This is a genomic window from Arthrobacter flavus, from assembly GCF_039526005.1.
GTDB classification, from domain to species: domain Bacteria; phylum Actinomycetota; class Actinomycetes; order Actinomycetales; family Micrococcaceae; genus Arthrobacter_D; species Arthrobacter_D flavus.
The window spans coordinates 28,369-53,617 of record NZ_BAAAIJ010000051.1 but is presented as its reverse complement, the minus strand read 5'-3'; the positions used below and the strand labels follow the sequence as shown (position 1 = coordinate 53,617).

The following is a 25,249-nucleotide window of genomic DNA, read 5'->3' as shown; positions in this document are numbered from 1 at the left end:
CTCAGGGCAACTTACGGAAGAGGCGTATTACTAGTGCCAGAACAACCCAACCACCGTTTACCTGAAGAATTCGGCGGAAACGAGTGGCTTGTCGACGAGTTATACGAAAAGTTCCAGCAGGACCGGAACTCGGTGGACAAGAAATGGTGGACCCTGTTCGATTCCTTCGCGGCCGACGACTCAAAGTCCGAGAACGGCCGCCACACGGCCCCCCGCGCCGAGAACAGCAGTGTCAATAACAGCAGTGGCGATCTGGGCCACAACCCCTCCACCCGGGAGCTGCCCGTGGTGAACGCCGAATCCAGCTCCCCCAAGTCGTCGGGCGAGTCTCCGGCCAGCTTCGAGGAGTCGGCAAAGCCGCCGGTTCCCAAGGAGACCCATTCCAAGGCCGAGGTTAAAGCCGAGGACAACGCTGACCGGGCCATCGAGAAGGCAGCCCAGGAAAGAGCCGAGAAGCCCGTGTCCAGGCAGTCAGACAACGCCAAGGCTGAGAAGCCCTCCACGACGCCGATTCCTGCCCAGCTGCCCAAGTCGGACCGGACCACGGACATGGACGAGGACACCGTCAAGGTGCTGCGCGGCCCGGCCAAGGCCATTGCCACGAATATGGACGCCAGCCTGACCGTTCCCACCGCCACGAGTGTTCGTGCCATTCCCGCCAAGCTTTTGATCGACAACCGGGTCGTCATCAATAACCATCTGGCTCGGGCCCGCGGCGGCAAGGTGTCCTTCACCCACATCATCGGCTACGCCATCATCCGGGCGCTGGCCCAGTTCCCGTCCCAGAACGTGTACTACGACGTCGTCGACGGCAAGCCCTCGGCGGTGCAGCCAGCTCATGTCAACTTCGGTCTGGCCATCGACATGCCGAAGCCCGACGGGACCCGCCTGCTGGTGGTGCCCAACATCAAAAAGGCCGAGTCCATGAATTTCTCGGACTTCTGGCATGCCTACGAGGAGTTGGTCAAGAAGGCCCGCGGCGGAAAGCTCGGCGCCGACGACTACGCAGGAACCACCGTTTCGCTGACCAACCCGGGCGGAATTGGCACCGTCCACTCGGTGCCGCGTCTGTCCAAGGGCCAGGCCTGCATCATCGGTGCTGGAGCCCTCGAATACCCGGCCGAGTTCCAGGGCTCCAGCGAGAAAACCCTCGCTCAGCACGCGATCAGCAAGACCATCACCTTGACGTCAACCTACGACCACCGAGTCATCCAGGGTGCCGGGAGCGGCGAGTTCCTGCGAATCATCCACCAGTTGCTGCTGGGCGAGCAGAACTTTTACGACGAGATCTTTGAGGCCCTGCGGATTCCCTACGAGCCGGTGCGGTGGAGCGCCGACATCCAGGTTGATCCGATGGATGAGATCAACAAGGTTGCCCGCATCCAGCAGCTGATCCACGCCTACCGGGTCCGCGGCCATCTGATGGCCGACACCAACCCGCTGGAGTATGTGCAGCGCAAGCACGCGGACCTCGATGTACGGACCCACGGCCTGACGCTGTGGGATCTGGACCGTGAATGGCCGACCGGCGGGTTCGGCGGCAAGCCGATGCTCAAGTTCCGCACCATTCTCGGTGTGCTGCGTGACGCCTACTGCCGCACCACCGGCATCGAGTACATGCACATCCAGGATCCCGAGGAGCGTCAGTGGTTCCAGGATGAGCTGGAACACTCATACTCAAAGCCGAGCCGCGAAGAACAGATGCGGGTGCTGCACCAGCTCAACGCAGCAGAGGCGTTCGAGACGTTCCTGCAGACCAAGTTCGTCGGCCAGAAGCGGTTCTCCCTGGAGGGCGGCGAGTCGCTGATTCCGCTGCTCGATTCGATCATCTCCAACGCGGCCGACGACGGCCTCGATGAGGTAGCGATCGGCATGGCCCACCGTGGCCGGCTGAACGTGCTGACGAACATCGCTGGAAAGACCTATGGTCAGGTCTTCCGCGAATTCGAAGGCACCCAGGATCCCCGCTCGGTGCAGGGATCGGGCGATGTGAAATACCATCTCGGCACTGAGGGCACCTTCACCTCGGACAGCGGCAATGAGACCAAGATCTATCTGGCCGCGAACCCGTCCCACCTTGAGGCAGTCGATTCCGTGCTGGAGGGCATCGTCCGGGCAAAGCAGGACCGCCTCGACCTGGGCGACGCGTTCCCGGTTCTCCCGATCCAGATCCACGGCGACGCGGCTTTCGCGGGCCAGGGTGTTGTTGCTGAGACCCTGAACCTGTCACAGCTTCGGGGCTACCGCACCGGTGGCACCATCCACATCATTGTGAACAACCAGGTGGGTTTCACCACCTCCCCCACCTCGTCACGGTCCTCGGTCTACTCCACCGACGTCGCGAAGATGGTGCAGGCACCGATCTTCCACGTCAACGGAGACGACCCTGAGGCAGTGGTTCGGGTAGGCCAGCTGGCGTACCAGTTCCGGCAGAAGTTCAATAAGGACGTTGTGATCGACATGGTGTGTTACCGCCGTCGTGGTCATAACGAGGGCGACGATCCGTCGATGACCCAGCCCATGATGTACAACCTCATCGAGGCGAAGCGCTCGGTGCGCAAGCTGTATACCGAGGCGCTCATCGGTCGCGGCGATATCAGCCAGGACGAGGCGGAGCAGGCATTGCGGGATTACCAGGAACGCCTGGAGCGGGTCTTCGCTGAAACGCATGCTGCCCAGACCTCCCCCATCCCGATCGTCACCAAGGACGCCGCAGCAGTATCGGACATTGAGCGTCCGCTGTCGCAGCAGTCCGACACGGGGGTCGGCGTCCCGGCCAGCACCGCAATCACTCCGGAAACCCTCGCCCACATCGGCAAGGTCCACACCTCAATCCCCGAGAACTTCACCGTGCACCCGAAGCTGAAGGCGCTGCTCGACAAGCGCGAGCTGATGTCCCGCGAAGGCGGCATCGACTGGGGCTTTGGCGAACTGGCGGCGTTTGGCTCGCTCCTCATGGAGGGTGTGCCGGTCCGGCTGGCAGGCCAGGATTCGCGCCGTGGAACCTTCGTGCAACGCCACGCGGTCTTCCACGACCGGGCGACCGGTGAGGAATGGTTGCCGCTCGATGACCTCAGCGATGCCCAGGCGAAGTTCTGGATCTACGACTCGCTTTTGTCCGAATATGCTGCCATGGGCTTCGAGTACGGTTACTCGGTTGAACGTCCGGATGCCCTGGTGCTCTGGGAGGCCCAGTTCGGCGACTTCGTCAACGGCGCCCAGACCATCATCGACGAGTTCATCAGTTCGGCAGAGCAGAAGTGGGGTCAGCGCTCCTCACTGGTACTGATGCTGCCGCACGGCTACGAAGGGCAGGGCCCCGACCACTCGTCGGCACGCATTGAGCGTTTCCTGCAGATGTGCGCCGAAGATAATATGGTTGTTGCCAATCCGACGTCCGCGGCCTCCCACTTCCACCTGCTGCGCCGCCAGGCCTACACCAGGCCGCGGAAACCGCTGATCATCTTCACGCCAAAACAGTTGCTTCGGCTGAAGGCTGCCGCCAGCTCGGTTGAGGACTTCACCAACGGCACCTTCCTTCCGGTCATCCCGGACAAGCAGGAACTCAATGCCAACGACGTCGACCGCGTCATCCTGGTCTCCGGCCGCCTGTACTACGACCTGCTGGCATCGCGCCAGAAGACCGATGACCAGAAGACCGCGATTATCAGGGTGGAACAGCTGGCACCCCTCCCCGTTGAGGAGATCAAGGCGGCCGTCGGAAAGTACCCTCAGGCTGACCTCGTCTGGGCCCAGGACGAACCGGCGAACCAGGGGCCGTGGCCGTTTATCGGTCTGAACCTGCCGGAACACCTTGACCGGCCATTGCGCCTGGCATCGCGTCCAGCCTCGGCATCGACCGCCACGGGCTCGGCCAAGCGCCATGCAGTGGAGCAGGAGATCCTGGTGAAGAAGGCCTTCGAACGGCGGTAACCACCGACCCGAAGGTAGTTACGTATGATGTTGGGTGGGGTGCCGTGCACCCCACCCAACAGTTTTTTTGAGCTCGGTTCGAAACACGGATCGCAGTGGTGCAACCAAGTGATGAAACAATGAGCGGACAAAGGTAACCAACCAGTGGAACAACGCAGAATCAGGCTCGCAGCCGTAGGTGACGAACTGCTCGCAGGCCTGGGTGATCCTCGTGCCCTGGGCTGGTTTGGCCGCGTCCTCGCCCGGACGGCTCCCGACGGCGTCGCCCTGCAGGCGTTCACCCTGGCCGCCCCGCAGGAGGGCACTGAGGCACTCGCGAACCGGTGGCTGCAGGAAACTGGACGCCGTTTCGATGACGGATTCGAGAACAGGCTTGTTATTGGTCTTTCCGATCGGGACCTCGATCTGGATCTGTCAACGGCGCGCAGCCGGCTCAACCTTGCCAACATCCTCGACGGCGCCGCGCAGATGAGCGTTAAGGTGCTGGTGGTGGGGCCTCCCCCCGGTCTGGATGCCGAGCGTAACCGGAGGCTGGCTGACCTGTCGGCGGCCTTCGCCGATGTCACCACGCGTCGGAAACATGTCTACGTGGACACGTTCACTCCCCTGCAGGCCCATGAGCAGTGGCGCAACGACCTGGCGGCGAATGGCGGAGGGCCGGGCCAGGCTGGCTACGGTCTGATGGCCTGGCTGGTTCTCCATCGCGGCTGGTTCCAATGGCTGGACGTCCCGGCACCTGAGTAAACCGGTTAGCCGGTACTTGCGCTGCCCGGCCGAACAGTGTCACGGACGAGCGGAGCTTCTGCGCGTCAGGTAATCCAGGGTCATCCCCTCTCCCGTGCCCTCCCGCGTGCCCTCCCCCGTGTGCCCAGGTACTGGGACCTAATGACTGAAGACGATTTTCCCGAAGACCTCGCCCTCAAGCATTCTCCTGAAGCCTTTCTCGGCCTGCTCGAGGGGGAACACCTCGTCGATTTCTGGGCGTACACCCGTGGCGACCAGAAAGCGGGTGAGCCGGATCAGTTCCTCACGGGTCCCCATGGTGGAACCGAGAACCTTGAGTTGGAGAAAGAACACCCGGTTGAGGTCGGCCCCTGGTGCGGCTCCGCTCGTGGCACCACAGGTCACGACCGCGCCGCCGGGCTTCAACGACTTCAAGGAGTGGGACCAGGTAGCCTCGCCGACTGAATCGAAGACCACATCAACCCGCTCAGGCAGGCGTGCGCCGTCGTCGAACACTGCAGCAGCACCCAATTCCAGCGCGCGCTGCTGCTTGGCTTTGCTCCGGCTGGTCACCCAGACCCGAAAACCAGCCGCGCTGGCCAACGAAATGAGTGAGGTGGAAACCCCTCCACCCGCCCCCTGCACCAGAATGGTGGATCCGGGTGCGGCGGGTGAGACAGTGAACAACATCCGATAGGCGGTCAGCCAGGAGGTGGGCAGACAGGCGGCCTCCTCAAAGCTCAGCTCCGGCGGCTTCGGAATCAGGTTACGTTCCGGGACCCACACGACGTCGGCCATCGCGCCGGGAAGCTTCTCGGACAGAAGCGAACGCCGCGGGTCAAGGGTTTCATCACCCTCCCAGCCGGGTGACGAAATCACCCCATGAACCAGTACCTCGTTGCCGTCGTCGTCAATTCCCGCCGCATCACACCCGAGGACCATCGGAAGTTTGTCGGCGCTGAGGCCCACTCCGCGGAGCGACCACAGGTCGTGGTGGTTTAACGCTGAGGCTTTGACCGTGACCCGCCGGTATCCTTCGGGCGGATCGCTGGCAGTGAGCTCGCCAATCACCAGACCGTCCAATGGGTCCTCGGTGGAAAATGAGTCTACATAAACGGCGCGGGTCACCTGGTGCTCCTTCGGTTCGACTGTCCTACCATCCTAGGACCGCTGGCCTTGGCCAACGACGATCCCCGGTTGACTGCTGACACGGCGAAGTGTGGGAGACTGGATGGTAGTCCAAATACTTTAGAAGCAAGGAGGCAGCCATGAGCAAGCGAGCACGCAAGAAGCGCGACCGCAAGAAGGGCGGCGCTAACCACGGTAAGCGCCCCAACGCCTGAGCAGTCGGGCTAATAGCAAAAAAGGAGCCTCCGCGCCGACTATCGGCAGCGGGGGCTCCTTTTTTTTACTGGGCTTTTTTGGCTGGGCTCAGGTGATGCCGGGCCTAGTGCTCGGCTGTCTTGATCTGACTGATCCGGTCCAGGATGCTTGTCTTGAGGGTAGTGGGAGCTACCTCGGTGCAGGACCGCTTGACCACCGAGCGAATGACGCACTCGAGATCGTGTTCCTCGGCACACTCAGGGCAATCCTCGAGGTGATTCTTGATCTCGACCAGGTCGTCGTGGGACAACGCACCGTCCAGATAGTCGTACAGACGCTCGATGCGGGAATCGGCGCAGTCGCCAAGGCTTTGGCAGTCGCTCATTTTCCACTCTCCTTTGTCTTCGCCGTGCCGCTACCCGCTGTGGCCTTCGCGGCGCCAAGGCCCCGATCGTGAGCATATTCGGCGAGCAGTTCACGCAACAGCTTGCGCCCCCGGTGCAACCGCGACATTACAGTGCCGATGGGGGTATTCATGATCTCTGAAATTTCCTTGTAGGCGTACCCCTCCACATCGGAGAAGTAGACAGCCAACCGGAATTCCTCCGGGATGGCCTGCAACGCCTGCTTCACGTCTGAATCAGGAAGATGATCCAGCGCCTCTACTTCCGCCGACCGTAGGCCGGTGGGGGTGTGTTCAGCTGCTTTGGCGAGCTGCCAATCCTCGATCGTGTCCGAATTAGACTGCAGCGGCTCACGCTGACGCTTGCGGTACAAGTTGATGTAGGTGTTCGTGAGAATGCGGTACAGCCAGGCCTTCAAGTTGGTGCCCGGCTTGTACTGATGGAACGCCGAGAAAGCTTTGGTGTAGGCCTCCTGCACCAAGTCTTCGGCATCGGCCGGGTTCCGTGCCATCCTCATGGCAGCCGAATAGAGCTGATCCACATACTGCATAGCGTCCCGTTCGAAGCGGATCTTCCGATCCGCTTCCGATTCCGTCGACACATCCAGTTGATCGTCTTCGGCTGGGGCAGTGCCCGCCGCGGCTGTTGTCTTCATTGAAGAAAAGTCTACGCGCCCACGACCGGAAGGGCGCACTGGCGCTACCGCCAGCTGGAAATCGGGCGTCTTACTGACTGTTGCGGTGGTCGCCGTCATCATCCGCCTCTCATTAGTTCGGTTGGTTGTCTACTGCTCATAACCGACGGCACTGATTGGTTATTCCACTGCAGTGCACCAGCCGGGCCAGCGAACACCCCGGGAAGGGCTCACCGGAGTTACCCGTGTCGCCTTACCAATTTAAAAGTGCAAAACTAGGACTCAAGTGCCCAATCAGTCAATAGCCAGGAGGCAATCATGACCCTTGTTCGCGTAGTAGCCCGCCCAATGCTTGCAAGTTCGTTCGTGGTGGCCGGGATTGACCGGCTGCGAAACGCCGAATCCGCCGGCGCACAGCTTCGCCCCACGCTCGATCGGATCAACAAGGCGGTTCCCTCGGCCGCATCGGTCACCGCCAACGAAAAAGTCGTTGCCCAGGCCCTCGGCGCCGCCCAGGTAGGAGCCGCAGCTCTGCTCGGCATCGGGCGTTTCTCGCGGGTCGCCGCACTGGTGCTGGTGGGCACAGCGGGGCTCAACACCCTTGTCGATTTCAAGTCCGCGGATTCCTCAACGGCCGAGGCGCGCAGGAGCCGGCGCAACCAGCTCCTGAAGAACGTCTCACTGCTCGGTGCGGTACTGCTCGCGTCAGTGGACACCAACGGCCGCCCGGGCCTCGCCTGGCGGGCCGAGCACTTCGCGTCCGACGCGAAGCGCAACGCCAAGGCCCTGGGAAACGACACCCGCAAGAGCGCCAAGACCATCGCCAAGGACACCGAGAAGCAGCTGAAGAAGGCTAACAAGTCGGTCCGCAAGACCGCATCCGAGCTGGTGGGTTAGCAGGTCGATGACCCCCGTGGAACTGTCGCATTGGCCCGCACCCTTCACGACCTCGCCCGTCAATGCGACAGTTCAGGTGCCCGGCTCCAAGTCGCTCACCAACCGGTTCCTGATCCTCGCGTCGCTCGCTGACGGGCAGTCGAGGTTACGGGCCCCGCTGATCTCCCGCGATTCGGCCCTGATGGTGGAGGCGCTTCGGACCCTTGGCGCTGAAGTGACCGAAGTTGCCGGCGACGGCGCGTTCGGTCCCGACCTGCTGGTGACACCCCTAGACCTCTCAGTCGGTGGTGACTCCGCCATCGACTGCGGCCTTGCCGGCACTGTGATGAGGTTCGTGCCCCCGCTCGCCGCACTGCGGCAGGGAAGGACTTCCTTCGACGGTGACCCCCACGCCCGCCAACGCCCGATGCGCACCGTTATTTCCGCACTGCGCGGGCTCGGTGTGGACGTGGAGGACGACGGCGACGGGCTGCTGCCCTTCACCCTCACCGGTACTGGCTCCGTCACCGGCGGCAGACTGGTGGTCGACGCCAGCGCGTCTTCCCAGTTCGTCTCGGCGCTCCTCCTGGTCGGCGCACGTTTCACCCATGGGCTCCACCTGGAACACGTGGGCCCACCCGTGCCCAGCCTCGACCACATCGCCATGACCGTCGACGTCCTGCGCGGGGTCGGCGTCGTCGTCGACGATTCAGTGCCCAACCAGTGGCGGGTGTCGCCCGGGCGGATCCGTGCCTTCGACCTCCGCATTGAACAAGATCTCTCCAACGCGGGACCGTTCCTCGCCGCGGCCCTGGTCACCGCGGGCACTGTCCGCATCCCCAATTGGCCGGAAGGGACCTCCCAGGTCGGCGACCAGTGGCGACAGATCCTGACGCTCCTCGGCGCCGATGTCTCCCTCGCCCAGGGAACGTTGACGGTCACCGGCGGCGAGACCATCCGCGGCGCGAACCTCGCCGACACCAGCGAACTCGCGCCCACCGTCGCGGCGCTGTGCGCCCTGGCGGATAGCCCATCAACCCTGACCGGGATCGCCCACCTGCGCGGCCACGAGACCGACCGGCTGAAAGCCCTCGCCACGGAGATCAACCGGCTGGGCGGCGACGTCACCGAAACCGCGGACGGGCTCACCATCACTCCCGCACCGCTCCACGGCGGCGTGTTCAGGACCTATGAAGATCATCGGATGGCAACGGCTGGCGCCATCCTTGGTCTGGCTATCCCCGGGGTGGAGGTCGAGAATATCGGCACCACCGCCAAGACCATGCCCCAGTTCCCGGAGCTCTGGGCCGACCTCGCCGCCACCGGAAAACCGGTTGACTCCGGGTCCGGTCTCTGACGTGGCAACCGGGGGAAACCGCGGCGCAGCGCGGTCCTGGGACGAATCCGATATCAGGATGCGGCCCAACAAGAAGGGCACCCGGCCCCGCACCAAGGACCGGCCAGCCTACGACGATGCCGTCACCGGGCGGATTGTCACAGTGGACCGCGGACGCTACACCGCGGTCGTGGATGAGGACGGCGACGGCGAGCGGGTAGTCATCGCGGCCCGTGCCCGTGAACTCCGACGAACTCCGGTGGTTGCCGGTGACCTGGTCGCCCTGGTGGGTGACCTTTCCGGCGGCCCGGACGCACTGGCGCGGCTGGTCCGGGTTCAGGAGCGCCGAACCCTGCTGCGCCGGAGCGCCGATGACACCGATCCAGTGGAACGCGCCGTCGTGGCCAATGCGGACCAGCTGGTGATCGTGGTGGCTGCGGCGAACCCTGAACCCCGCACCGGTTTCATCGACCGTGCCCTGGTGGCAGCCTACGACGCCGGCATCCAGCCCATCCTCTGCGTCACCAAGGCAGACCTCAAAGACCCCACCGAGTTGCTCGACAACTACCGGCACCTGGATCTCCCGGTCATCATCAGCCGAACAGCCACCGACGATGAAGGAGTGGACAGTACCTCGGACGACGGCCTGTCCGCCCGGCTCCTCGGCGGCGCCGTCAACCAGTTACGGTCCCATCTCGATGGGAAAGTCAGCGTGCTGCTGGGACACTCGGGTGTCGGTAAATCCACGATGGTCAATGCGCTGACCGGATCCAACCGGGCAACCGGCGGAGTGAACGCGGTGACCGGCAGGGGAAGACACACGTCCTCGTCAGCGGTCGCTTTGAAAGCGGGGGACTCCCTGCCGGGCACCTGGATTATCGACACCCCGGGTATCCGCTCGTTCGGTCTGGCCCATGTTGACCCGGATCGCATTCTCCAAGCCTTCCCCGACCTCGAACCGGGCACCGCCGATTGCGCCAGGGGATGCCGTCATGACCGGCTCGCCGTGAAGTGCGGCCTGGACCCCTGGGTGAGCGAGGGACGGGCTGGCGTGTCGGGACCCGTCCGGCTGGCATCGCTCCGGCGGTTGCTCGGTTCCAGCGCCCCCGAACCAAAGGGAAATACGCAGGAAGCTAAAGAGCTCGGCGAACAGTAGACCTGATAGGCTTAAAGCAGTTGTGGTGTTAAGCACTTGTTTTCATCTCAACGAGAACCCCGAAGCACGGGGGGATTCTCACACACAAGGAATATGAAAAAAATGGCAACAGGTACAGTCAAATGGTTCAACGCTGAAAAGGGCTTTGGATTCATTGCTCCTGACGACGGCGGCGCGGATGTATTCGCCCACTTCTCAGCAATCAACTCCAGCGGATTCCGCGCCCTCGAAGAGAACCAGAAGGTGAACTTCGAGACCACGCAGGGCCCCAAGGGACCGCAGGCCGAGAACATCACCGTTATCTAATAACCCAGATACGTAGCCCGTCCCACTGGACGGCTCCCCACAGGACACCGACGCGGCTCACCGCCGCCGGTGTCCTGTGGCGTTTAAGGCGCCCAATGCCTAACGTATCCGGGCATTCACTGGGCATCTACGGAACAGGACTAGAGCCACGGGGCCGAGCATATCCCGCACTATCCCGGGCATAGGCGATAGGTTGAAGGTATGAACCACCGCCAAAGCTATAACGATGATCTGCGCCTTGCCCACGTCATGGCCGATTCTGTAGACGACCAGACCATGTCGCGATTCAAGGCCCAGGATCTGGTGGTGGAGACCAAGCCAGACCTGACCCCGGTAACCGATGCCGACAAGGCTGCCGAGGAGTCGATTCGTGGCCAACTCTCCCGCGCCCGTCCCCGCGACGCGGTCCTCGGTGAAGAGTTCGGGAGTAGTGGTGCCGGCTCGCGCCGCTGGATCATCGATCCCATCGACGGCACCAAGAGTTTCGTGCGGGGCGTCCCGGTTTGGGCCACCCTGATCGCCCTGATCGACGACGGGCAGCCCGTCGTGGGCCTGGTCAGCGCGCCGGCCCTGGGTAAGCGCTGGTGGGCCGCCACCGGGACCGGCGCCTACATGGGCAAATCCCTTGCTGCGGCAAGCCGGCTCAAGGTATCGAATGTTTCTCGGCTTGAGGACGCCTCAATGTCTTATTCAAGCCTCTCGGGCTGGAAGGAAAGAGGAAACCTGCCAGAATTCCTCACGCTGACCGACTCAGTGTGGCGCAGCAGGGCCTACGGCGACTTCTGGTCTTATTGCCTGGTTGCGGAAGGCGCAGTCGACATCGCCTGCGAACCCGAGTTGAACCTGTACGACATGGCGGCCCTGGTGCCGATCATCACCGAGGCCGGAGGGCGCTTCACCTCGCTGGAAGGCACCGATGGACCGTTCGGTGGAAACGCTTTGGCCACCAACAGCACCCTCCACAACGACGTGTTGCAGATCCTCAACCCCGATGTTGATGACCTGCTGTAGGACGCCGTAACAAAAAGCCTGGGGCACCCACCGTGCCCTAGGCTTTTTCTATTGGTCACGAGTGCCAGCGCTAAACCCCGGTTTGCTGGCCGGCAACCCTCCTCTTCGCGGCGGGGTGCCCCGGGTGACGACCTGGCCGTCCCTGACTGGGCTGGCAAGCGCGGACACCCCGCTGTGGGGTCCACCACCGTTGGAGATCCAGCATGACTATTGCAACCATCGAACCGTTCGACCCTTCCACCTCAACCGTGAATCCGTTGGCGAAGGTGGTAGGAGCTGACCTGGTGGTGCCGCTACTGGGGGGCGGCGAGCTACGCTACGTCAATCTCGACTACGCCGCGTCCGCTCCGGCACTGGTCGAGGTCCTCGACTTCGTCAACACGATCATCCCCTTCTACGCCAGCGTCCACCGTGGCGCCGGCTACACCTCCCAGGTCTCCACCTCGCTCTACGAGAATGCCAGGACGACAGTGCGGCGCTTTGTCGGTGGACGCAGCGACGACTCGGTGATCTTCACCCGCAACACCACCGACTCGCTGAACCTGCTGGCCGGCTGCGTGCCCGCGACCGGGGAGGTGCTGTATCTGGATCTTGAACACCATGCCAACCTCTTGCCCTGGCAGCGGCTCCCCCACCGCAGCCTCACGGCCGCCGTGACACTCGCCGAAACCCTGGAGCGGGTCCGAGCCGAGCTGTCCACCGGAGGAATCAGTCTGCTGGCGGTCACCGGCGCATCCAATGTCACCGGTGAGCTCCTCCCGATCAGTGAACTCGCTGACCTGGCCCACGCCCACGGGGCGCGCATCGTGGTGGATGCCGCCCAGCTCGCGCCCCATCGTCGGATCGACATCAGCCGCGACGGTGTTGACTATCTGGCCTTCTCAGGTCACAAGCTCTACGCACCGTTCGGTGCTGGTGTGCTCGTGGGCCGACCGGACTGGCTGGACGCCGGGACCCCGTACCTGCCCGGCGGTGGGGCCGTACGGCGGGTTAAGGTCGATTCAGTCTCCTGGGCCACCGGACCGGCCCGCCATGAGGGGGGCTCACCCAACCTGGTGGGCGCTGCCGCCCTTGCCCATGCTGCCGAGGTACTGGCGTCGCTGGACGTGGATGCCTGGCACACCCATGAACAGGCCCTCCGCTCCGCGTTGGTTTCCGGACTCGCAACGCTACCGGGAGTCACTGTGCACCAGCTTTTCCAGGACAGCGCTGACCCCATCGGGGTGGTGAACTTCTCGGTATCCGGTTACGACGCCGGACTCGTCGCCGCGTATTTGGCAGCCGAACACGGGGTGGGTCTCCGCGACGGCAGGTTCTGTGCTCATCCCCTGCTCCAGCGGCTCGGACTGCCGTCTGGATCGTTGCGGGCCAGCGTAGGTCTAGGATCGCGGCTCGCCGACGTCGACCGACTCCTGGGCGGCCTCCGGTCTCTCCTCTCCGATGGCCTCACTGCTGACTACGTGGTAGACGAGGAACGCTGGGTGCCGGCCGCCGAGACACGGACCTTTCCGGTGTGGGCTCCCCACACGCCGGGAACGGCGGGCGCAGCGCCCTGCTCCATCGACTAGCCTCAGCATCCCGTAGGCCCAGGAGGCAATTGTCCGGGGCGGGATAGGCTTGGATTGCACCCATCGAGAACAGGAGCACTCCCATGCCCCGCGGCGGCCCACGTCTGCACAACACCCGGCGAATCCACCTCGCTGGCGGCTACCTCGACGGGGGTGCGCAGTACGACCGGGTCCGGCCCGGGTATCCCCCCGACATTGTTCACTGGTTGATTCCCGCCAGCGCGTCTGCCGCAGCCGACGTCGGAGCAGGCACCGGAATCTTCACCGCAGAGCTCCTGAAATGCGGCCTGCAGGTGACCGCCGTCGACCCCTCGGCGGACATGCTGGGGGTCCTCGCCGCCAAGCTCCCCGCGGTGGACGTTGTGGTCGGGACCGCCGAGGCGACCGGCCTGCCACCTTCCACGGTCAACCTGGTAACCATCGCTCAAGCCTGGCACTGGGTCGATCCAGTGGCAGCCACCACGGAGGCGGCACGGATCCTCACACCGGGCGGACGACTCGGCCTGATCTGGAATCAGTTGGATGTTTCACTTCCGTGGGTGCACCGGCTGAGCCGGATCATGCACGCCGGGGATGTCTACAAACCCGACTATCGGCCGGCGATTGGACCTGAGTTTGGGGCCCTTGAACAGCGAACGATCCAGTGGGCGCAGCCGCTGACCACCGCCGAGATCGTCGACCTGGCCAAATCCAGAAGCTACTACCGTCGGGCCGGCCCGGAGATTCGGGCCAGGGTCGAGGCCAACCTCGACTGGTATCTCCACGAGCATCTGGGATTTACCCACGACGCCCGGGTTGAGTTGCCGTACTTCACCCACTCCTGGCGGGCAGACCGCCGGTAGATGGCCGGAACACTGTTGCTCAGGCATTCCGATACGTTAGATTTAGGTATGCCGAAACTTTTGGTTCAGTGGGTTCTTCTCCTCGCACTCGCCCTCACCGGGTGCGGGGCCAGCCCGGCCGCTCAGACGAGGCCAGCCGACGAGGATGACCGCCCACTGGTGCTGACCACCTTCACTGTGCTCGCTGATCTCGCAGATCAGGTGGGCGGCGGGCACGTCCGGGTGGAATCCATCACCAAGATCGGCGCCGAAATCCACGGCTACGACCCGACGCCGTCGGACCTGGTCAATGCTCAGGACGCCGACCTGATTCTCGATAACGGTCTGGGCCTTGAGCGCTGGTTTGAACGCTTCCTGCTGTCGGTGGATGCCCCGCACGCGGTCCTCTCCGACGGCGTCGAGCCAGTCGACATTCGCTCAGGCGCCTACAACGGGTTGCCCAACCCCCATGCCTGGATGTCCCCCGCCGCTGCGCAAATCTACGTCGACAACATCGTGGCGGCCCTGACGGACCTCAGCCCATCCCATGCCGACGAGTTCGAAGCCAACGGATCCCGCATCAAGACCGAGCTGCAGTCCATGCTTGATGAGTTGACCGCTGCCTTCTCCGACACCGCGACCCCTGCCCTGGTGACCTGCGAGGGGGCCTTCTCCTATCTGGCCCGGGACGCGGGACTCGACGAGGCATTCATCTGGCCGGTCAACTCCGACGCCGAGGGCACGCCGCGGCAAATCAGGGAGGTGATCGGTTTTGTCGAATCCAACGACGTGCCGACCGTCTTCTGCGAATCGACTGTCAATCCGTCCGCGCAGGAGCAGGTTGCGCTGGCCACCGGCGCGGAACTGGCCGGGCCGCTGTACGTCGACTCGCTGTCCGGCCCGCAGGGCCCCGTTCCCACCTTCCTCGACCTCCTCAGGTACGACATCAACATGATCACTGAAGGGTTGGCCCCGTGACCTCGTTCGTTCCACCACAGTCCGCCACACTGGGAACCGGGACGGTTGCGGCCATCTCGGTCTCCGGCCTCACCGTCAGCTACAACGAGGTACGGGCGCTGACCGACGTCGACCTCAAGCTGGCGAGAGCACGCATTTGCGGGCTGATCGGCGTCAACGGGTCAGGCAAGTCCACCCTGTTCAAATGCCTGATGGGCCTGGTCCAGCCGCAGTCCGGCACAGTGGAGATTTTCGGCAAGGACCAGCGCGCCGCCCGGCGAAACAACCTCGTGGCCTATGTCCCCCAATCCGAGGACGTCGACTGGACCTTTCCCCTCTCAGTGGGAGACGTCGTCCTGATGGGACGCTACGGCCGAATGCCGCCGTCCCGCCGTGCCAGCCGCGCGGATCGCGACGCGGTCGACGCCGCACTGGAGCGGGTCGGTCTGACCCAGCAACGTCACCGGCAGATCGGCGAGCTGTCCGGTGGACAGAAGAAGCGCGCCTTTGTTGCCCGCAGCATCGCCCAGGACGCGCAGCTACTGCTCCTGGATGAACCGTTCGCGGGAGTGGACAGGACCAGCGAGGCCACGCTGATCAGTCTGCTCCAGGAACTCAGGGATGAGGGACGGACCGCTCTCATTTCCACCCACGACCTCGCCGGGATTCCCGAACTCTGCGACGAAGCTGTCCTGCTGCACAACCGGGTCCTCGCGCATGGGCTGCCTTCCGAGGTTCTGACCCATGAAATGTTGGCTCTCGCGTTTGGGCCGCTACCTGCGGACGGTGGCGCCTCCCGTCCCCGACCCGCTTCCAGAGAAAGTTAGGCTGCGTCATGGAAATCCTCAATTTCCTCACCGAGCCACTGCAATACGGTTTCTTGACCCGCGCCCTGATCGTCACGGTCTGCGCGGCGGTCGTCGCGTCTGTGCTGTCCTGCTGGCTCATCCTGATGGGCTGGTCGCTGATGGGCGACGCCGTGTCCCACGCGGTGCTGCCAGGCGTGGCCTTGGCCTACATCATCGGCATTCCCTTCTCCATCGGAGCTTTCGTGTTCGGAGCCGGGGCGGTTGCGTTGATTGGGTTGGTAAAGTCGACCACCAAGCTCAAGTCGGACACCGTCATTGGCGTGGTCTTCACCGGACTGTTCGCCCTGGGGCTCGCAATTGTGTCCCGAACCCCCTCCCAGGTTGACCTGATGCATATTCTGTTCGGGAACGTCCTGGGTGTAACCAACGGAGAACTGTGGCAGGTGGTCATCCTCGGCGTGCTGACCCTCGCCATCGTCCTGTACAAACGCCGCGACCTCACACTCTTTGCCTTTGACCGCACGCATGCGCACGTGATCGGGCTGAATACCCGTGCGCTCTCCACCCTGCTGCTGGGCCTCCTGGCGCTGAGCGTCGTCGTCGGTCTGCAGGCCGTGGGAATCATCCTGGTGGTGGCCATGCTCATTACCCCCGGCGCCACAGCGTTCCTGCTGACCCGCAGCTTTGACCGGATGCTGCTGATCGCCTCGGGTATCACCGCGGCCGCCTCGGTGGCCGGCATCTACGCCAGCTACTACCTGGACATCTCGACCGGTGCTGCCGTGGTGCTGTCCCAGTCGCTGGTCTTCGTCCTGGTCTATCTTTTCGCGCGGCGAACCGGAGTCCTCTGGCAGGTAGCCAGTCGGCGTCGGTTGCGCCGCTCTGCCTCGCAGGACACACCCCCGCTGGCAGTAAGCGATAGCCCCCGTGGCACCCCGATGGGAAGTGAGGCCTGAGATGGCAGGACGAACCGCTTCGGCGCTGAGCGCCGGGTCAACGAGCGTTCAGGACTACGTGAAGGTCATCTATACCTTCACTGAGTGGCAGGATCGACCCATTACCGCCTCGCAGCTGGCCGCTCGGCTGTCGGTCGCCAATTCCTCCGCCTCGGAAATGGTCCGCAAGCTGGTGGATCTGGGTCTGGTGAGCCATGAGCCCTACAGCTCGGTCGAGTTGACCGCCGATGGGCTGCACCTGGCGTTGGCGATGGTCCGCCGCCACCGCCTCCTGGAGACGTTCCTGGTGAACGAGCTGGGCTATCGGTGGGACGAGGTTCATGACGAGGCGGAACTTTTGGAGCACACGGTCTCCGACATGTTCATCGAACGCCTCGACCAGAAGCTTGGGCACCCCTCAAGAGACCCGCATGGGGACCCGATCCCCACCGCCGACGGAAGGATCACCCTGCCGAACGCCCACACGCTGGAGGAGCTCGACGACGGGCACCGGGGCCGTATCACCCGGATCAGCGACGCAAATCCGGAGCTGCTCCGGTTCCTCGCCGCTGAATCCATCACCCTTGACTCCCCCGTGCAGGTCCTCCAGCGAAAACCGTTCGGAGGTCCCTTGGTGGTCAACGTCGGCGCTACGGGCACCGCAAGGACCTTCGACTTTGGCGAGGAGCTGACCACTTCGCTGTGGATTGAAACTGATCAGGTCCATTCCGGGTGCCGCCTGCCTGAAGCGGCGGACCGCTAACCCCCGATCAGGAGTACTCCGATGGCGACGCCCGCCGCGGCAGCGAGGAGCGCCAGCGCGGCTGTCCCCAACCCGTTGACGACGGCGCGCCACAGCTGGCCGCTTTGGATCAGCCGGGCTGTTTCAACACTCGCTGTGCTGAAGGTGGTGAAGCCGCCGAGAAATCCGACGCCCGCGATGAGCTCAATCGCCAGGGGCATTTGCGCACCGAGGGCCAGGCCGCCCAGCAGCCCCAGCAACCCCGACCCCAGAACGTTGATAGCTACGGTGCTCCAGGGGATCGTCGTCGCGAACCAGGACCGGAGGGCGCCGTCGAGCACGAACCGCGCGGCGGCGCCGGTGCCACCAGCGACACCAACCAGCAGGATCAAGAGCACGCTCATGGGGGGTCCTCCTCCGACGTCGCGTCTGGCTGGCCCTGCCTTCTTCTGGCAACCGCTGCACCCACGCCAATCCCAGCGAAACTCAGCAGGACGCCCCCCAGGAGACTGATAGCCACGTAGGCGGCGGCGAACCCACTGGCGCCGGCAGCGGCCAAGGCAATAGCTTCCAGGGCAAACGCACTGTAGGTGGTGAATCCCCCAAGAAACCCTGTTCCCAGCACGAGCCGCACTATCCGGTGACCGCCGCGGTCCGGACCGGTCCGTAGCAGAACCTCCAGCAGGAGGCCCAGCAGAAATGACCCGGTCAGGTTGATCGCCAGGGTGGGCAGCGGTAGGTCCTGTGGGGATGGGACCACCCCATTCAGCCAGGCCCGGCACAGAGTTCCCGCCGTGCCTCCGGCGAAGACCACGGCAATGAGGGTGAGGCGCCGGTAGGGCCGTCGCTCCAGCGGGGCCGTGGACGGCTCACGCCGATGTGGTGTGGACACAGCTCTCCTGCCTCTATTGAGTGTCAAAGGCAGGAACCATCAGCCATGGTGGCGGTTCGGGCAGCGCCCGGGCGGGATCCATCGCCGTAGCCTCGACTATATCGGATTGCCGGCTGGCCCCGGAGAGCGGTCCACCATTAGCCGTCAGCAATTCGAGGGTGCAATGATCACTATCAGCACAAGTTGTTCCACCTGCCCAAGCCCATCTAGCCAAAGGTTCCACATGACAACACTGGGGATCGAAGAAGAGTACCTTCTGCTGGACCCGATTTCGGGGTTCCCGGTTTATCGGGCGAACGAGGTACAAGCCCTGTTGGAACAGTCGCCCACGATTGAGGCGGAGGACGTTCAGCGTGAACTCCTCAGTTGCCAGCTCGAGACAGCCACCCCTGTCTGCGACACCCTGACCGAGGCCGAAGAGTCCTTGCTGCACTTCCGCCGTCGGATCTCCGCCGCTGCCCGGAAGGCAGGCGTGCGCGCCACCGGCTCGGCAACGGCTCCGCGTATTGAATCGGCGTACCCCACCCTGACCGATGACCAGCGATATCACCAGCTGCGTGAAAGCGCCCGGGGCATTGTGGCAGACCAGTTTGTCAACGGACTTCATGTGCATGTGGGAATCCCCGACAGGGAAAGCGGTGTGCAGGCGCTCAACCGGATCCGGCCGTGGCTGCCGGTCATTACAGCCCTCAGCACCAATTCGCCGTTCTGGCTGGACCGGGACAGTGGTTTCGCCAGTTGGCGGGTGGTCCACTACCGCAGGTGGCCGATCCAGGGATGCCCACCGGTGTTCGCCGACGCGGCCGATTACGAACGCCGCATTGAACGGCTAGTGGCGACCGGGGTGATCATCGACCGCGGGGTTCTGACCTGGATGGCACGCCTGTCGGATGCGTATCCCACCCTGGAGGTCCGGGCCGGTGATGCGCAGCTTGAGGCGCAGGATTCGGTATTGCTCGCTGCCTTGGTCAGGGGTCTCGTGTCGACGGCGGTCCGCGAAGCCGAAGCCGGGCTGGCCTTCCTGGATCCCGACCCGGAGCTGCTCGACGCCGCCATGTGGCAGGCGGCCAGGCATGGTCTCGCCACAGACCTGGTCGATCTCGAAACCGGAACTTTAATTCCTGCCCGCGAACAAATGGACCGGCTGCTGGCCTACACGGCGGATGCCATTGAGGCTGAGGGCGATACCGAGTGGGTTGCTGCGGGTTTGGCCACGGTCTGGGCGCGCGGCACGGGTGCCGAACGTCAACGCCAGGCCATGGAAACCGGCGGCATGGCATCCCTGCTGGACCTTTACAGCGCAGCCCTGACCGCCGAACGCTAACCCGGTTTCTGGTTTGCTTTGCCCTCCGCCAACCGTTGCAGTGTCCTGGTGATCCGCGCCTCACGGGTTGCCTGACGCTTCGCTGACGCGATCCACAGCGCATACTCGCGCTGACGTGAATAGGAGAGGGCCCGGAATGCGTTCTCTGCCCCGCCGGCTGTGAGGGCTGCTGACACATCATCGGCAAGTTCCACGACCCGTTCACTGGTGTCGAGTGTGAGCGACACTCTCACCGTGTCGCCGATGGTTTTGCCGATTTCCGTTTGCACGTCCGACCGGACCAGGAGCAGATGCCCGTCACTGGAGGTGACCAGCGAACCGCGGTAGCCGACGCCGTCGAACACGGCCCTGACCGGGATCCTCCCGCTTGCGCCGAACGTTTCCGGCACGCTGTGGGGGAACTGCACAAACGATGCCGAACCAGTCACGGTTGAGCGCTGGATGACGGCATCGAACTCGATGGGGCCGGGATCTCGAAAGTGGGCCATTCCAGAAGCATAGCGAACTCGTCTAGGGGCCAGCGGTTTGAAGTACCCGCGCCTCCCACGGCCGCAACCGTCCGGTGTCACCGGCGCCCGAATCCGGGTAGTTGCTCAGTAGCCGTTTTCCCTGGCCAGCGCCCTGCGGCAGGATCAGGTTCTCCCCCGATACGTTGGCTACCACGGTGAGAGTCTCACCCCCGTGGGTCCGGGTGAACGCGTACAGGGTGGGGTGGTGGTCTTCGAGGAGGGTGAACCGCCCCAGCCTCACCACGGCGCTGTCGTGGCGCAACCGGATCAGTCGCTGATAGTACTGGAAAATGGAGCGCTCCGAAGCCCGGTCCGCTTCGGCGTTGATTGTGGGGTAGTTCGGGTTGACGCTTAGCCAGGGCTCGCCGGTGGTGAAGCCTGCCTGGGCGGCGTCCGACCATTGCATGGGTGTCCTGGCATTGTCGCGACTCATGACACGGATCGAGGACAGCACCTGATCCGGGTCCAACCCGAGCGCAGCTGTCGCCTCGTTGAAGTAGTTGATGGATTCGAGGTCGCGGTAATCCTCGATCGAGGAGAACGGCACATTGGTCATGCCGAGTTCCTCACCCTGATAGATATAAGGGGTTCCCCTGTGCAGGTGGAGCAGTGTCGCCCACAGGGTCGCGGACTCGTACCTGAATCTGGTGTCATCCCCGAACCGTGACACCAGCCGCGGCTGGTCATGATTGTTCAGGTACAGGCTGTTCCACCCGGTCTCCGCCATGCCCGTCTGCCAGCGGTTCCAGGAGGCCTTCAGGTCAGCCAGGTCGAGACCCTGGTAATCCCATTTGCCGCCCGGCCCGTAATCCAGGCCCACATGCTCGAACTGAAAAATCATGTCCAGCTCGCGGCGGGCAGGATCGGTGAATAGCCGGGCCTCCTCAATCGTTGCACCAGGCATCTCCCCGACGGTGATGAGCTCGGCGTCCCTCCCGGCGAAAACCTCACGGTGCATTTCCTGGAGGTAGTCGTGGATCCGCGGACCCGAGATGAAGTGCGGTGCACCGTCGCCCCATAGGCCGCCAGCTGGCACCTTCCCGTCCGGGAGGGTCTGGTCCTTCGAAATGTAGTTGATGACGTCCATCCGGAAGCCATCGACACCGAGGTCGAGCCACCAGTTCATCATCTCGTACACGGCGGCCCGAACTTCGGGGTTCTCCCAGTTCAGGTCGGGTTGCTGGGAAGCGAACAGGTGCAGGTAATACTGCCCGGTTGCTGGATGGAGGGTCCAGGCAGGCCCGCTGAACGCGGACCCCCAGTTCGTCGGCTCGGCCCCTTGCTCCCCAGCGGCGAAGCCATCGCGAGGGTCCCGCCACCAGTACCAGTCACGTTTGGGGTGATCGAGAGAGGAGGAGGATTCTCTGAACCACTCATGTTCGTGAGACGTGTGATTGACCACCAAGTCCATGACCAGCTTCATACCGCGGCGGTGCACTCCATCGAGGAGCTCCCGGAATTGTCCAAGATCTCCGAATACCGGATCGATGAGCCGGTAGTCGCTGATGTCATAGCCGTTGTCGTGGTGCGGGGACTGGTACACCGGAGACAGCCAGAGAACATCCACGCCCAGCTCTGCGAGATAGTCGAGTTTCCCGATGATGCCGCGAAGATCGCCGACGCCGTCGCCATCGGAATCGGCGAAGCTACGAGGATAAATCTGGTATACCACCGCTCCGGTCCACCAGGCCGGCTCACTCGGTGTCGACTCTGTCTTCGCTTCGCTCACAGGGTTAACGCCCTTCGTTCCGGCGGACCATTCCAACAATGAGGCAGATCAATCCCACTGCCAAGGGGATCAGGGTGTACAGGGTGTGGGTGCCACCGACAAAGCTCATATAGAAAATGAAAATGAAGGATCCGATCACCAGAATGAGGCCGGTATTGACCAGCAGACGACCTCGGTTGGGCGGCGGCAGGGGAGGAAGCCAGGGTGGAGGATCGTCCGTCCAGTTCATACCGTCAGTCTACGTCCGACTGGCGGTGCCACTGCGCGCCTGCCCGGGTTAACGACAAAACGTCCCTCCCCCAAAGGGTAAGGACGTTGTGCCGTAGGACGGTCTTGTGGAGATGGCGGGAATTGAACCCGCGTCCGATGCAGTGTAGTCAGGGCTTCTCCGGGCGCAGTTTGCGTCGGTTTTTCTCAGCTTCAGCAGTTCTGCAAACAGACTGCTGCCAAGCTCAGTTACATAAGAGTCCCCCCGAAACCTGTAACGAGTTTCAGGAGCAGTGGCCCTCTAAATGACGCCAGGATCCGGGACGAGAGCATTCCCGGGCTGACGGACTTGGTCTTACTGCTTAGGCAGCGAGAGCGAAGTCAGTGCGTTTTTGTTCGGCACTTATATTTTTACAAGGAGCGTTTACGAGATAACCTTGTAAATCCTCGGCCCGCTTCCCCTGTCGCGACTAACATCGTCGAAACCTGTCATCCCCATGTGTAGTTATCAATGCACTTCACCCAGGATTGCTCCGGGTCTACTAGTGTAACGCACCCTCGCTGGCGATGTATTCCCCTGTCGGCCCGCGATTGCTCTAGAGGGTAATCCCGAACATGACTATCGGCGACTGCCACAGAGTGACGACAACAAACGACACAGCCACGAAGGCGAGACCGAGCGCGGCGAGGGCCGTCGTCGCCGCCTGCTTGCGCTTGAAACTCCACCAAAACACCAGGACGTTCATCAGTACCAGCAACGGCGCCACCCAGATGATCAGTTGGGCCAGATACAGGTAGATCAGGAAGAAAAACGGGATCAAAGCAAAAATGCCCACCGGGACGATTGCCAGGAGGAGCAGCAGATCGATCAGGGCGACCAGGGTCACCCACCAGGGTCGCCGGTAGCGCAGTTCTGACGTGTCGGGATCCTCCCTGGGTTCCTGCGCATCCCAGAAGACGTCACTCATACCTTAGCTGCCCCGGTTCTTGTCGCGCATGTCCCGTAGAGCTTCACGGTTGTCTTGTTTTTCCCGTAGGGTCTGACGCTTGTCGTAGTCCCGTTTGCCGCGGGCGACAGCAATCTCGACCTTCGCGCGGCCGTTCAGGAAATACAGCTGAAGCGGCACCAGGGTGAATCCGCTCTCCCTGATGCGCTGGGAGATCCGGATCAGCTCGTCCCGGTGCAACAATAGTTTGCGACGGCGGCGTGCTGCGTGGTTGGTCCAGCTACCCTGCGTGTACTCGGGGATATGGATACCCTCAAGCCACAGTTCGTCATTGTAGAAAATGGCGAACCCGTCCACCAGGGACGCCCGGCCGGCCCGTAGCGACTTCACTTCGGTGCCCATCAGGGCGATACCGGCCTCGTAGGTGTCCAGCACCTCGTAATCGTTCCGGGCCTTCCGATTGGTGGCCACTACCTGACGGCCACTTTCCTTGGGCACGGTACAACTCCTTCATGTCTTGGGGTCTTGCTCTTGGCTCACTCCGAGGAGCCGATGAGCTGACCCCTCAGTCTACGGCGTCGATGACTACAGCAGGCCCAGCGGGTCGACCAGGCTGCCGTTGAGCACCGTTTCGAAGTGCAGGTGGCAGCCGGTGGAGTTGCCGGTGGTTCCGGTGCGACCGATCAGCTGACCAGCACTGACCTTCTGCCCCGGTGAGACGTCGAAGCTGGACAGGTGGTAAAAGTTGGTTGCCAGCGCATTACCCTGCACCACCCCATGGTTCAGGACAATACGGTTTCCGGCGCCGGAGAGCGCGTTGGAATCGGCAAACCAGACTTCTCCTGCCGCGGGAGCGTAGAGCGGGGTGCCGCAGCCCACACCGTAGTCGAGGCCCGTATGGGTATATCCGCCCGACCCGTTGAAGTCGATGGTGCCAACCGGGGTTGCACGCCAACCGAATCCTGAGGAGATGGGACCGCTGACAGGCGCACGGAGACCGAACGCTGAAGGACTGCCGGATTGAACTGGCGCGACCGGCCGGGGCGCGGCCGGGACGATTGGCTCAGGCTCGACTGGCTCGGGCGCCGGCCGTTGCGCGGCTGCGGCTGCGGCAGCCGCAGCGGCGTTGGCTGCTTCGGCAGCAGCTGCTGCCTCCGCGGCGCGACGTTCGTTCTCGATGCGGGCCCGCTCTTCGGCCTCAGCCTTGAGCCGTGCTTCTTCCCGCTTCCGCGCCTCTTCAATCAGACGTGCCTGGCGTGCAGCAATATCGGCGGTGACCTGCTCGTGGGCGGATTCCACCTCGGCAAGCTGAGCCTCAATGACCGGCTTCTGTTCCTTAAGCTCAGCCGACAACGCCGACGTGTCGGCGACCAGGGTGTCAACCTTGCTCTTCTCGGCAGCCGCATCATCGCGGGCTATCTGCTCGGCCGCGAGAGCCTGTTCCGCCTGGGCTTTCAGGTCAAGGATTTCCGCCTCGACCGACTCAAGGCGTGCCCTCGAGTTCACATTGGTCGCGTTCTGCTGCGACAACTGGTCCATGGCAGCGTTCTGGCTCCGAAGAGCCTGGTCCACCATGTCCATGGAATTGGTGAGGCTGCCAGTACCCTCGGAGCCGAAGAGCAGGGACAGATTTGAGGGTACTCCCCCATTCTTATAAGCCTGGGTAGCGATCTGCCCGATCATCTCCCGGGTTTCTCCCATCGCTTCCCGGTCGAGATTCATCTGTTCGCTGATCTTGTTTCTGGTCTCCTGCGCCAAATCGACCCGTTGGGTGAGTGCAGTGACCTGACCGGTGGCCGTCTCGACCCGGCCTTGCGCGTCGGCCAGAGCCTGCTGGGCGCCGGGCAGCTGGCCCTGGAACACACGGAGCTGCGCAATCGTTTCGGAAATATCGGCGTCGAGATACTCAATTGACTGTTGGACGTCCTCAATTTCCTGCTCGAGGGCGTTCTGACGGTTATCCAATTCATCGGCGAACACCGGCGCGCTGAACCCGAGGGCGAGCGCGACAATCACTGCAATCGACGTGCCCGCGACGGTCTTGGTCACGACTGATTGTTTGGCCGACCTAGTCGACCAAGAATTTACGGCAGGCATATGCTCTCTT

26 protein-coding genes, 1 other RNA gene and 2 riboswitches are annotated in these 25,249 nt (G+C 63.3%); of the genes, 15 read left to right on the top strand and 12 right to left on the bottom strand.

The window, feature by feature from the left end:
- The first annotated feature begins 33 nt into the window (after positions 1–33).
- Positions 34–3,933: a multifunctional oxoglutarate decarboxylase/oxoglutarate dehydrogenase thiamine pyrophosphate-binding subunit/dihydrolipoyllysine-residue succinyltransferase subunit gene (locus tag ABD059_RS12975; RefSeq protein ID WP_343880694.1), complete on the top strand. Its 3,900-nt coding sequence runs from the start codon at positions 34–36 to the stop codon at positions 3,931–3,933.
- A 144-nt stretch (positions 3,934–4,077) separates the two neighbouring features.
- Positions 4,078–4,677 (top strand): GDSL-type esterase/lipase family protein, encoded by a 600-nt coding sequence (locus ABD059_RS12970; protein WP_343880692.1) that lies wholly within the window; start codon positions 4,078–4,080, stop codon positions 4,675–4,677.
- 138 nt (positions 4,678–4,815) lie between these two features.
- Here ABD059_RS12970 and ABD059_RS12965 read toward each other — a convergent pair whose 3' ends face one another.
- The gene (locus ABD059_RS12965) at positions 4,816–5,784 is read right to left on the bottom strand and encodes a zinc-binding dehydrogenase (RefSeq protein WP_343880690.1); all 969 of its coding nucleotides are present in this window, start codon (positions 5,782–5,784) and stop codon (positions 4,816–4,818) included.
- Between the two features lie 140 nt (positions 5,785–5,924).
- On the opposite strand from ABD059_RS12965, the gene ABD059_RS17775 reads away from it, so the two are divergent.
- Positions 5,925–5,999, top strand: coding sequence for a 50S ribosomal protein bL37 (locus ABD059_RS17775; protein WP_116778527.1), 75 nt, complete (start codon positions 5,925–5,927; stop codon positions 5,997–5,999).
- A gap of 104 nt (positions 6,000–6,103) precedes the next feature.
- On the opposite strand, the gene rsrA is transcribed toward ABD059_RS17775, so the two are convergent.
- The gene (gene rsrA, locus ABD059_RS12960) at positions 6,104–6,364 is read right to left on the bottom strand and encodes a mycothiol system anti-sigma-R factor (RefSeq protein ID WP_019483104.1); all 261 of its coding nucleotides are present in this window, start codon (positions 6,362–6,364) and stop codon (positions 6,104–6,106) included.
- Positions 6,361–7,140 carry a sigma-70 family RNA polymerase sigma factor gene (locus ABD059_RS12955; protein ID WP_377959668.1) on the bottom strand — a complete coding sequence of 260 codons (780 nt, stop codon included), beginning with the start codon at positions 7,138–7,140 and terminating at the stop codon, positions 6,361–6,363. Before ABD059_RS12955 ends, rsrA begins: the two co-directional genes overlap by 4 nt.
- A 195-nt stretch (positions 7,141–7,335) precedes the next feature.
- Here ABD059_RS12955 and ABD059_RS12950 point away from each other — a divergent pair, with 195 nt between their 5' ends.
- From ABD059_RS12950 to ABD059_RS12900, 11 genes are all read left to right on the top strand, one after another.
- Positions 7,336–7,914 carry a DoxX family protein gene (locus tag ABD059_RS12950; protein ID WP_343880689.1) on the top strand — a complete coding sequence of 193 codons (579 nt, stop codon included), beginning with the start codon at positions 7,336–7,338 and terminating at the stop codon, positions 7,912–7,914.
- Positions 7,915–7,921: 7 nt separating this feature from the next.
- Positions 7,922–9,250 (top strand): 3-phosphoshikimate 1-carboxyvinyltransferase, encoded by a 1,329-nt coding sequence (aroA, locus tag ABD059_RS12945; RefSeq protein ID WP_343880688.1) that lies wholly within the window; start codon positions 7,922–7,924, stop codon positions 9,248–9,250.
- A gap of 58 nt (positions 9,251–9,308) precedes the next feature.
- The gene (gene rsgA, locus ABD059_RS12940) at positions 9,309–10,385 is read left to right on the top strand and encodes a ribosome small subunit-dependent GTPase A (RefSeq protein ID WP_343881073.1); all 1,077 of its coding nucleotides are present in this window, start codon (positions 9,309–9,311) and stop codon (positions 10,383–10,385) included.
- 102 nt (positions 10,386–10,487) lie between these two features.
- Positions 10,488–10,691: a cold-shock protein gene (locus tag ABD059_RS12935; RefSeq protein ID WP_019483099.1), complete on the top strand. Its 204-nt coding sequence runs from the start codon at positions 10,488–10,490 to the stop codon at positions 10,689–10,691.
- A gap of 201 nt (positions 10,692–10,892) precedes the next feature.
- Entirely contained in the window at positions 10,893–11,702 is an 810-nt protein-coding gene (gene hisN, locus ABD059_RS12930; protein ID WP_343880687.1) for a histidinol-phosphatase, read from the top strand.
- A gap of 53 nt (positions 11,703–11,755) precedes the next feature.
- Positions 11,756–11,869: riboswitch (SAM riboswitch) on the top strand.
- Positions 11,870–11,905: 36 nt separating this feature from the next.
- Positions 11,906–13,270, top strand: a complete 1,365-nt coding sequence (locus tag ABD059_RS12925; RefSeq protein ID WP_343880686.1) for an aminotransferase class V-fold PLP-dependent enzyme — start codon at positions 11,906–11,908, stop codon at positions 13,268–13,270.
- 83 nt (positions 13,271–13,353) lie between these two features.
- Positions 13,354–14,112, top strand: coding sequence for a class I SAM-dependent methyltransferase (locus ABD059_RS12920; protein WP_343880685.1), 759 nt, complete (start codon positions 13,354–13,356; stop codon positions 14,110–14,112).
- A gap of 48 nt (positions 14,113–14,160) precedes the next feature.
- Positions 14,161–15,069, top strand: a complete 909-nt coding sequence (locus ABD059_RS12915) for a metal ABC transporter solute-binding protein, Zn/Mn family (protein ID WP_343880684.1) — start codon at positions 14,161–14,163, stop codon at positions 15,067–15,069.
- Positions 15,066–15,875 carry a metal ABC transporter ATP-binding protein gene (locus tag ABD059_RS12910; RefSeq protein ID WP_343880683.1) on the top strand — a complete coding sequence of 270 codons (810 nt, stop codon included), beginning with the start codon at positions 15,066–15,068 and terminating at the stop codon, positions 15,873–15,875. Before ABD059_RS12915 ends, ABD059_RS12910 begins: the two co-directional genes overlap by 4 nt.
- 8 nt (positions 15,876–15,883) lie before the next feature.
- Positions 15,884–16,813: a metal ABC transporter permease gene (locus ABD059_RS12905; protein WP_343880682.1), complete on the top strand. Its 930-nt coding sequence runs from the start codon at positions 15,884–15,886 to the stop codon at positions 16,811–16,813.
- Position 16,814: 1 nt separating this feature from the next.
- Positions 16,815–17,555 carry a metal-dependent transcriptional regulator gene (locus ABD059_RS12900; protein ID WP_343880681.1) on the top strand — a complete coding sequence of 247 codons (741 nt, stop codon included), beginning with the start codon at positions 16,815–16,817 and terminating at the stop codon, positions 17,553–17,555.
- On the opposite strand, the gene ABD059_RS12895 is transcribed toward ABD059_RS12900, so the two are convergent.
- Positions 17,552–17,938, bottom strand: coding sequence for a fluoride efflux transporter FluC (locus tag ABD059_RS12895; protein WP_343880679.1), 387 nt, complete (start codon positions 17,936–17,938; stop codon positions 17,552–17,554). The two genes, ABD059_RS12900 and ABD059_RS12895, sit on opposite strands and share 4 nt — an antisense overlap.
- The gene (locus ABD059_RS12890; protein ID WP_343880678.1) at positions 17,935–18,426 is read right to left on the bottom strand and encodes a fluoride efflux transporter FluC; all 492 of its coding nucleotides are present in this window, start codon (positions 18,424–18,426) and stop codon (positions 17,935–17,937) included. Before ABD059_RS12890 ends, ABD059_RS12895 begins: the two co-directional genes overlap by 4 nt.
- A 23-nt stretch (positions 18,427–18,449) precedes the next feature.
- Positions 18,450–18,521, bottom strand: a riboswitch (Fluoride riboswitch).
- A 128-nt stretch (positions 18,522–18,649) separates the two neighbouring features.
- On the opposite strand from ABD059_RS12890, the gene ABD059_RS12885 reads away from it, so the two are divergent.
- Entirely contained in the window at positions 18,650–19,750 is a 1,101-nt protein-coding gene (locus tag ABD059_RS12885; protein WP_343880677.1) for a carboxylate-amine ligase, read from the top strand.
- Here ABD059_RS12885 and ABD059_RS12880 read toward each other — a convergent pair.
- The 7 genes from ABD059_RS12880 to ABD059_RS12850 form a co-directional block, all read right to left on the bottom strand.
- Positions 19,747–20,238 carry a YdeI/OmpD-associated family protein gene (locus ABD059_RS12880; protein ID WP_343880676.1) on the bottom strand — a complete coding sequence of 164 codons (492 nt, stop codon included), beginning with the start codon at positions 20,236–20,238 and terminating at the stop codon, positions 19,747–19,749. The two genes, ABD059_RS12885 and ABD059_RS12880, sit on opposite strands and share 4 nt — an antisense overlap.
- Positions 20,239–20,260: 22 nt before the next feature.
- Positions 20,261–21,988 (bottom strand): alpha-glucosidase, encoded by a 1,728-nt coding sequence (locus ABD059_RS12875; protein WP_343880675.1) that lies wholly within the window; start codon positions 21,986–21,988, stop codon positions 20,261–20,263.
- Between the two features lie 4 nt (positions 21,989–21,992).
- Positions 21,993–22,217 carry a hypothetical protein gene (locus ABD059_RS12870; RefSeq protein WP_343880673.1) on the bottom strand — a complete coding sequence of 75 codons (225 nt, stop codon included), beginning with the start codon at positions 22,215–22,217 and terminating at the stop codon, positions 21,993–21,995.
- 104 nt (positions 22,218–22,321) lie between these two features.
- Positions 22,322–22,692: a transfer-messenger RNA gene (gene ssrA / locus ABD059_RS12865) on the bottom strand.
- A 99-nt stretch (positions 22,693–22,791) separates the two neighbouring features.
- Positions 22,792–23,163, bottom strand: coding sequence for a hypothetical protein (locus ABD059_RS12860; protein ID WP_343880671.1), 372 nt, complete (start codon positions 23,161–23,163; stop codon positions 22,792–22,794).
- A 3-nt stretch (positions 23,164–23,166) separates the two neighbouring features.
- Positions 23,167–23,640, bottom strand: coding sequence for an SsrA-binding protein SmpB (smpB, locus tag ABD059_RS12855; RefSeq protein WP_343880669.1), 474 nt, complete (start codon positions 23,638–23,640; stop codon positions 23,167–23,169).
- Positions 23,641–23,727: 87 nt separating this feature from the next.
- On the bottom strand, positions 23,728–25,239 hold the full coding sequence (locus tag ABD059_RS12850; RefSeq protein ID WP_343880667.1) for a peptidoglycan DD-metalloendopeptidase family protein: 1,512 nt from the start codon (positions 25,237–25,239) through the stop codon (positions 23,728–23,730).
- Between the last annotated feature and the right edge of the window lie 10 nt (positions 25,240–25,249).

Coding starts and splice junctions, on each gene's coding strand:
- rsrA (WP_019483104.1), bottom strand. CDS start 6,364: ATGAGCGACTGCCAAAGCCTTGGCGACTGCGCCGATTCCCGCATCGAG.
- ABD059_RS12955 (WP_377959668.1), bottom strand. CDS start 7,140: ATGATGACGGCGACCACCGCAACAGTCAGTAAGACGCCCGATTTCCAG.
- ABD059_RS12950 (WP_343880689.1), top strand. CDS start 7,336: ATGACCCTTGTTCGCGTAGTAGCCCGCCCAATGCTTGCAAGTTCGTTC.
- aroA (WP_343880688.1), top strand. CDS start 7,922: ATGACCCCCGTGGAACTGTCGCATTGGCCCGCACCCTTCACGACCTCG.
- rsgA (WP_343881073.1), top strand. CDS start 9,309: ATGCGGCCCAACAAGAAGGGCACCCGGCCCCGCACCAAGGACCGGCCA.
- ABD059_RS12935 (WP_019483099.1), top strand. CDS start 10,488: ATGGCAACAGGTACAGTCAAATGGTTCAACGCTGAAAAGGGCTTTGGA.
- hisN (WP_343880687.1), top strand. CDS start 10,893: ATGAACCACCGCCAAAGCTATAACGATGATCTGCGCCTTGCCCACGTC.
- ABD059_RS12925 (WP_343880686.1), top strand. CDS start 11,906: ATGACTATTGCAACCATCGAACCGTTCGACCCTTCCACCTCAACCGTG.
- ABD059_RS12920 (WP_343880685.1), top strand. CDS start 13,354: ATGCCCCGCGGCGGCCCACGTCTGCACAACACCCGGCGAATCCACCTC.
- ABD059_RS12915 (WP_343880684.1), top strand. CDS start 14,161: ATGCCGAAACTTTTGGTTCAGTGGGTTCTTCTCCTCGCACTCGCCCTC.
- ABD059_RS12905 (WP_343880682.1), top strand. CDS start 15,884: ATGGAAATCCTCAATTTCCTCACCGAGCCACTGCAATACGGTTTCTTG.
- ABD059_RS12900 (WP_343880681.1), top strand. CDS start 16,815: ATGGCAGGACGAACCGCTTCGGCGCTGAGCGCCGGGTCAACGAGCGTT.
- ABD059_RS12895 (WP_343880679.1), bottom strand. CDS start 17,938: ATGAGCGTGCTCTTGATCCTGCTGGTTGGTGTCGCTGGTGGCACCGGC.
- ABD059_RS12885 (WP_343880677.1), top strand. CDS start 18,650: ATGACAACACTGGGGATCGAAGAAGAGTACCTTCTGCTGGACCCGATT.
- ABD059_RS12880 (WP_343880676.1), bottom strand. CDS start 20,238: ATGGCCCACTTTCGAGATCCCGGCCCCATCGAGTTCGATGCCGTCATC.
- ABD059_RS12870 (WP_343880673.1), bottom strand. CDS start 22,217: ATGAACTGGACGGACGATCCTCCACCCTGGCTTCCTCCCCTGCCGCCG.
- ABD059_RS12860 (WP_343880671.1), bottom strand. CDS start 23,163: ATGAGTGACGTCTTCTGGGATGCGCAGGAACCCAGGGAGGATCCCGAC.
- ABD059_RS12850 (WP_343880667.1), bottom strand. CDS start 25,239: ATGCCTGCCGTAAATTCTTGGTCGACTAGGTCGGCCAAACAATCAGTC.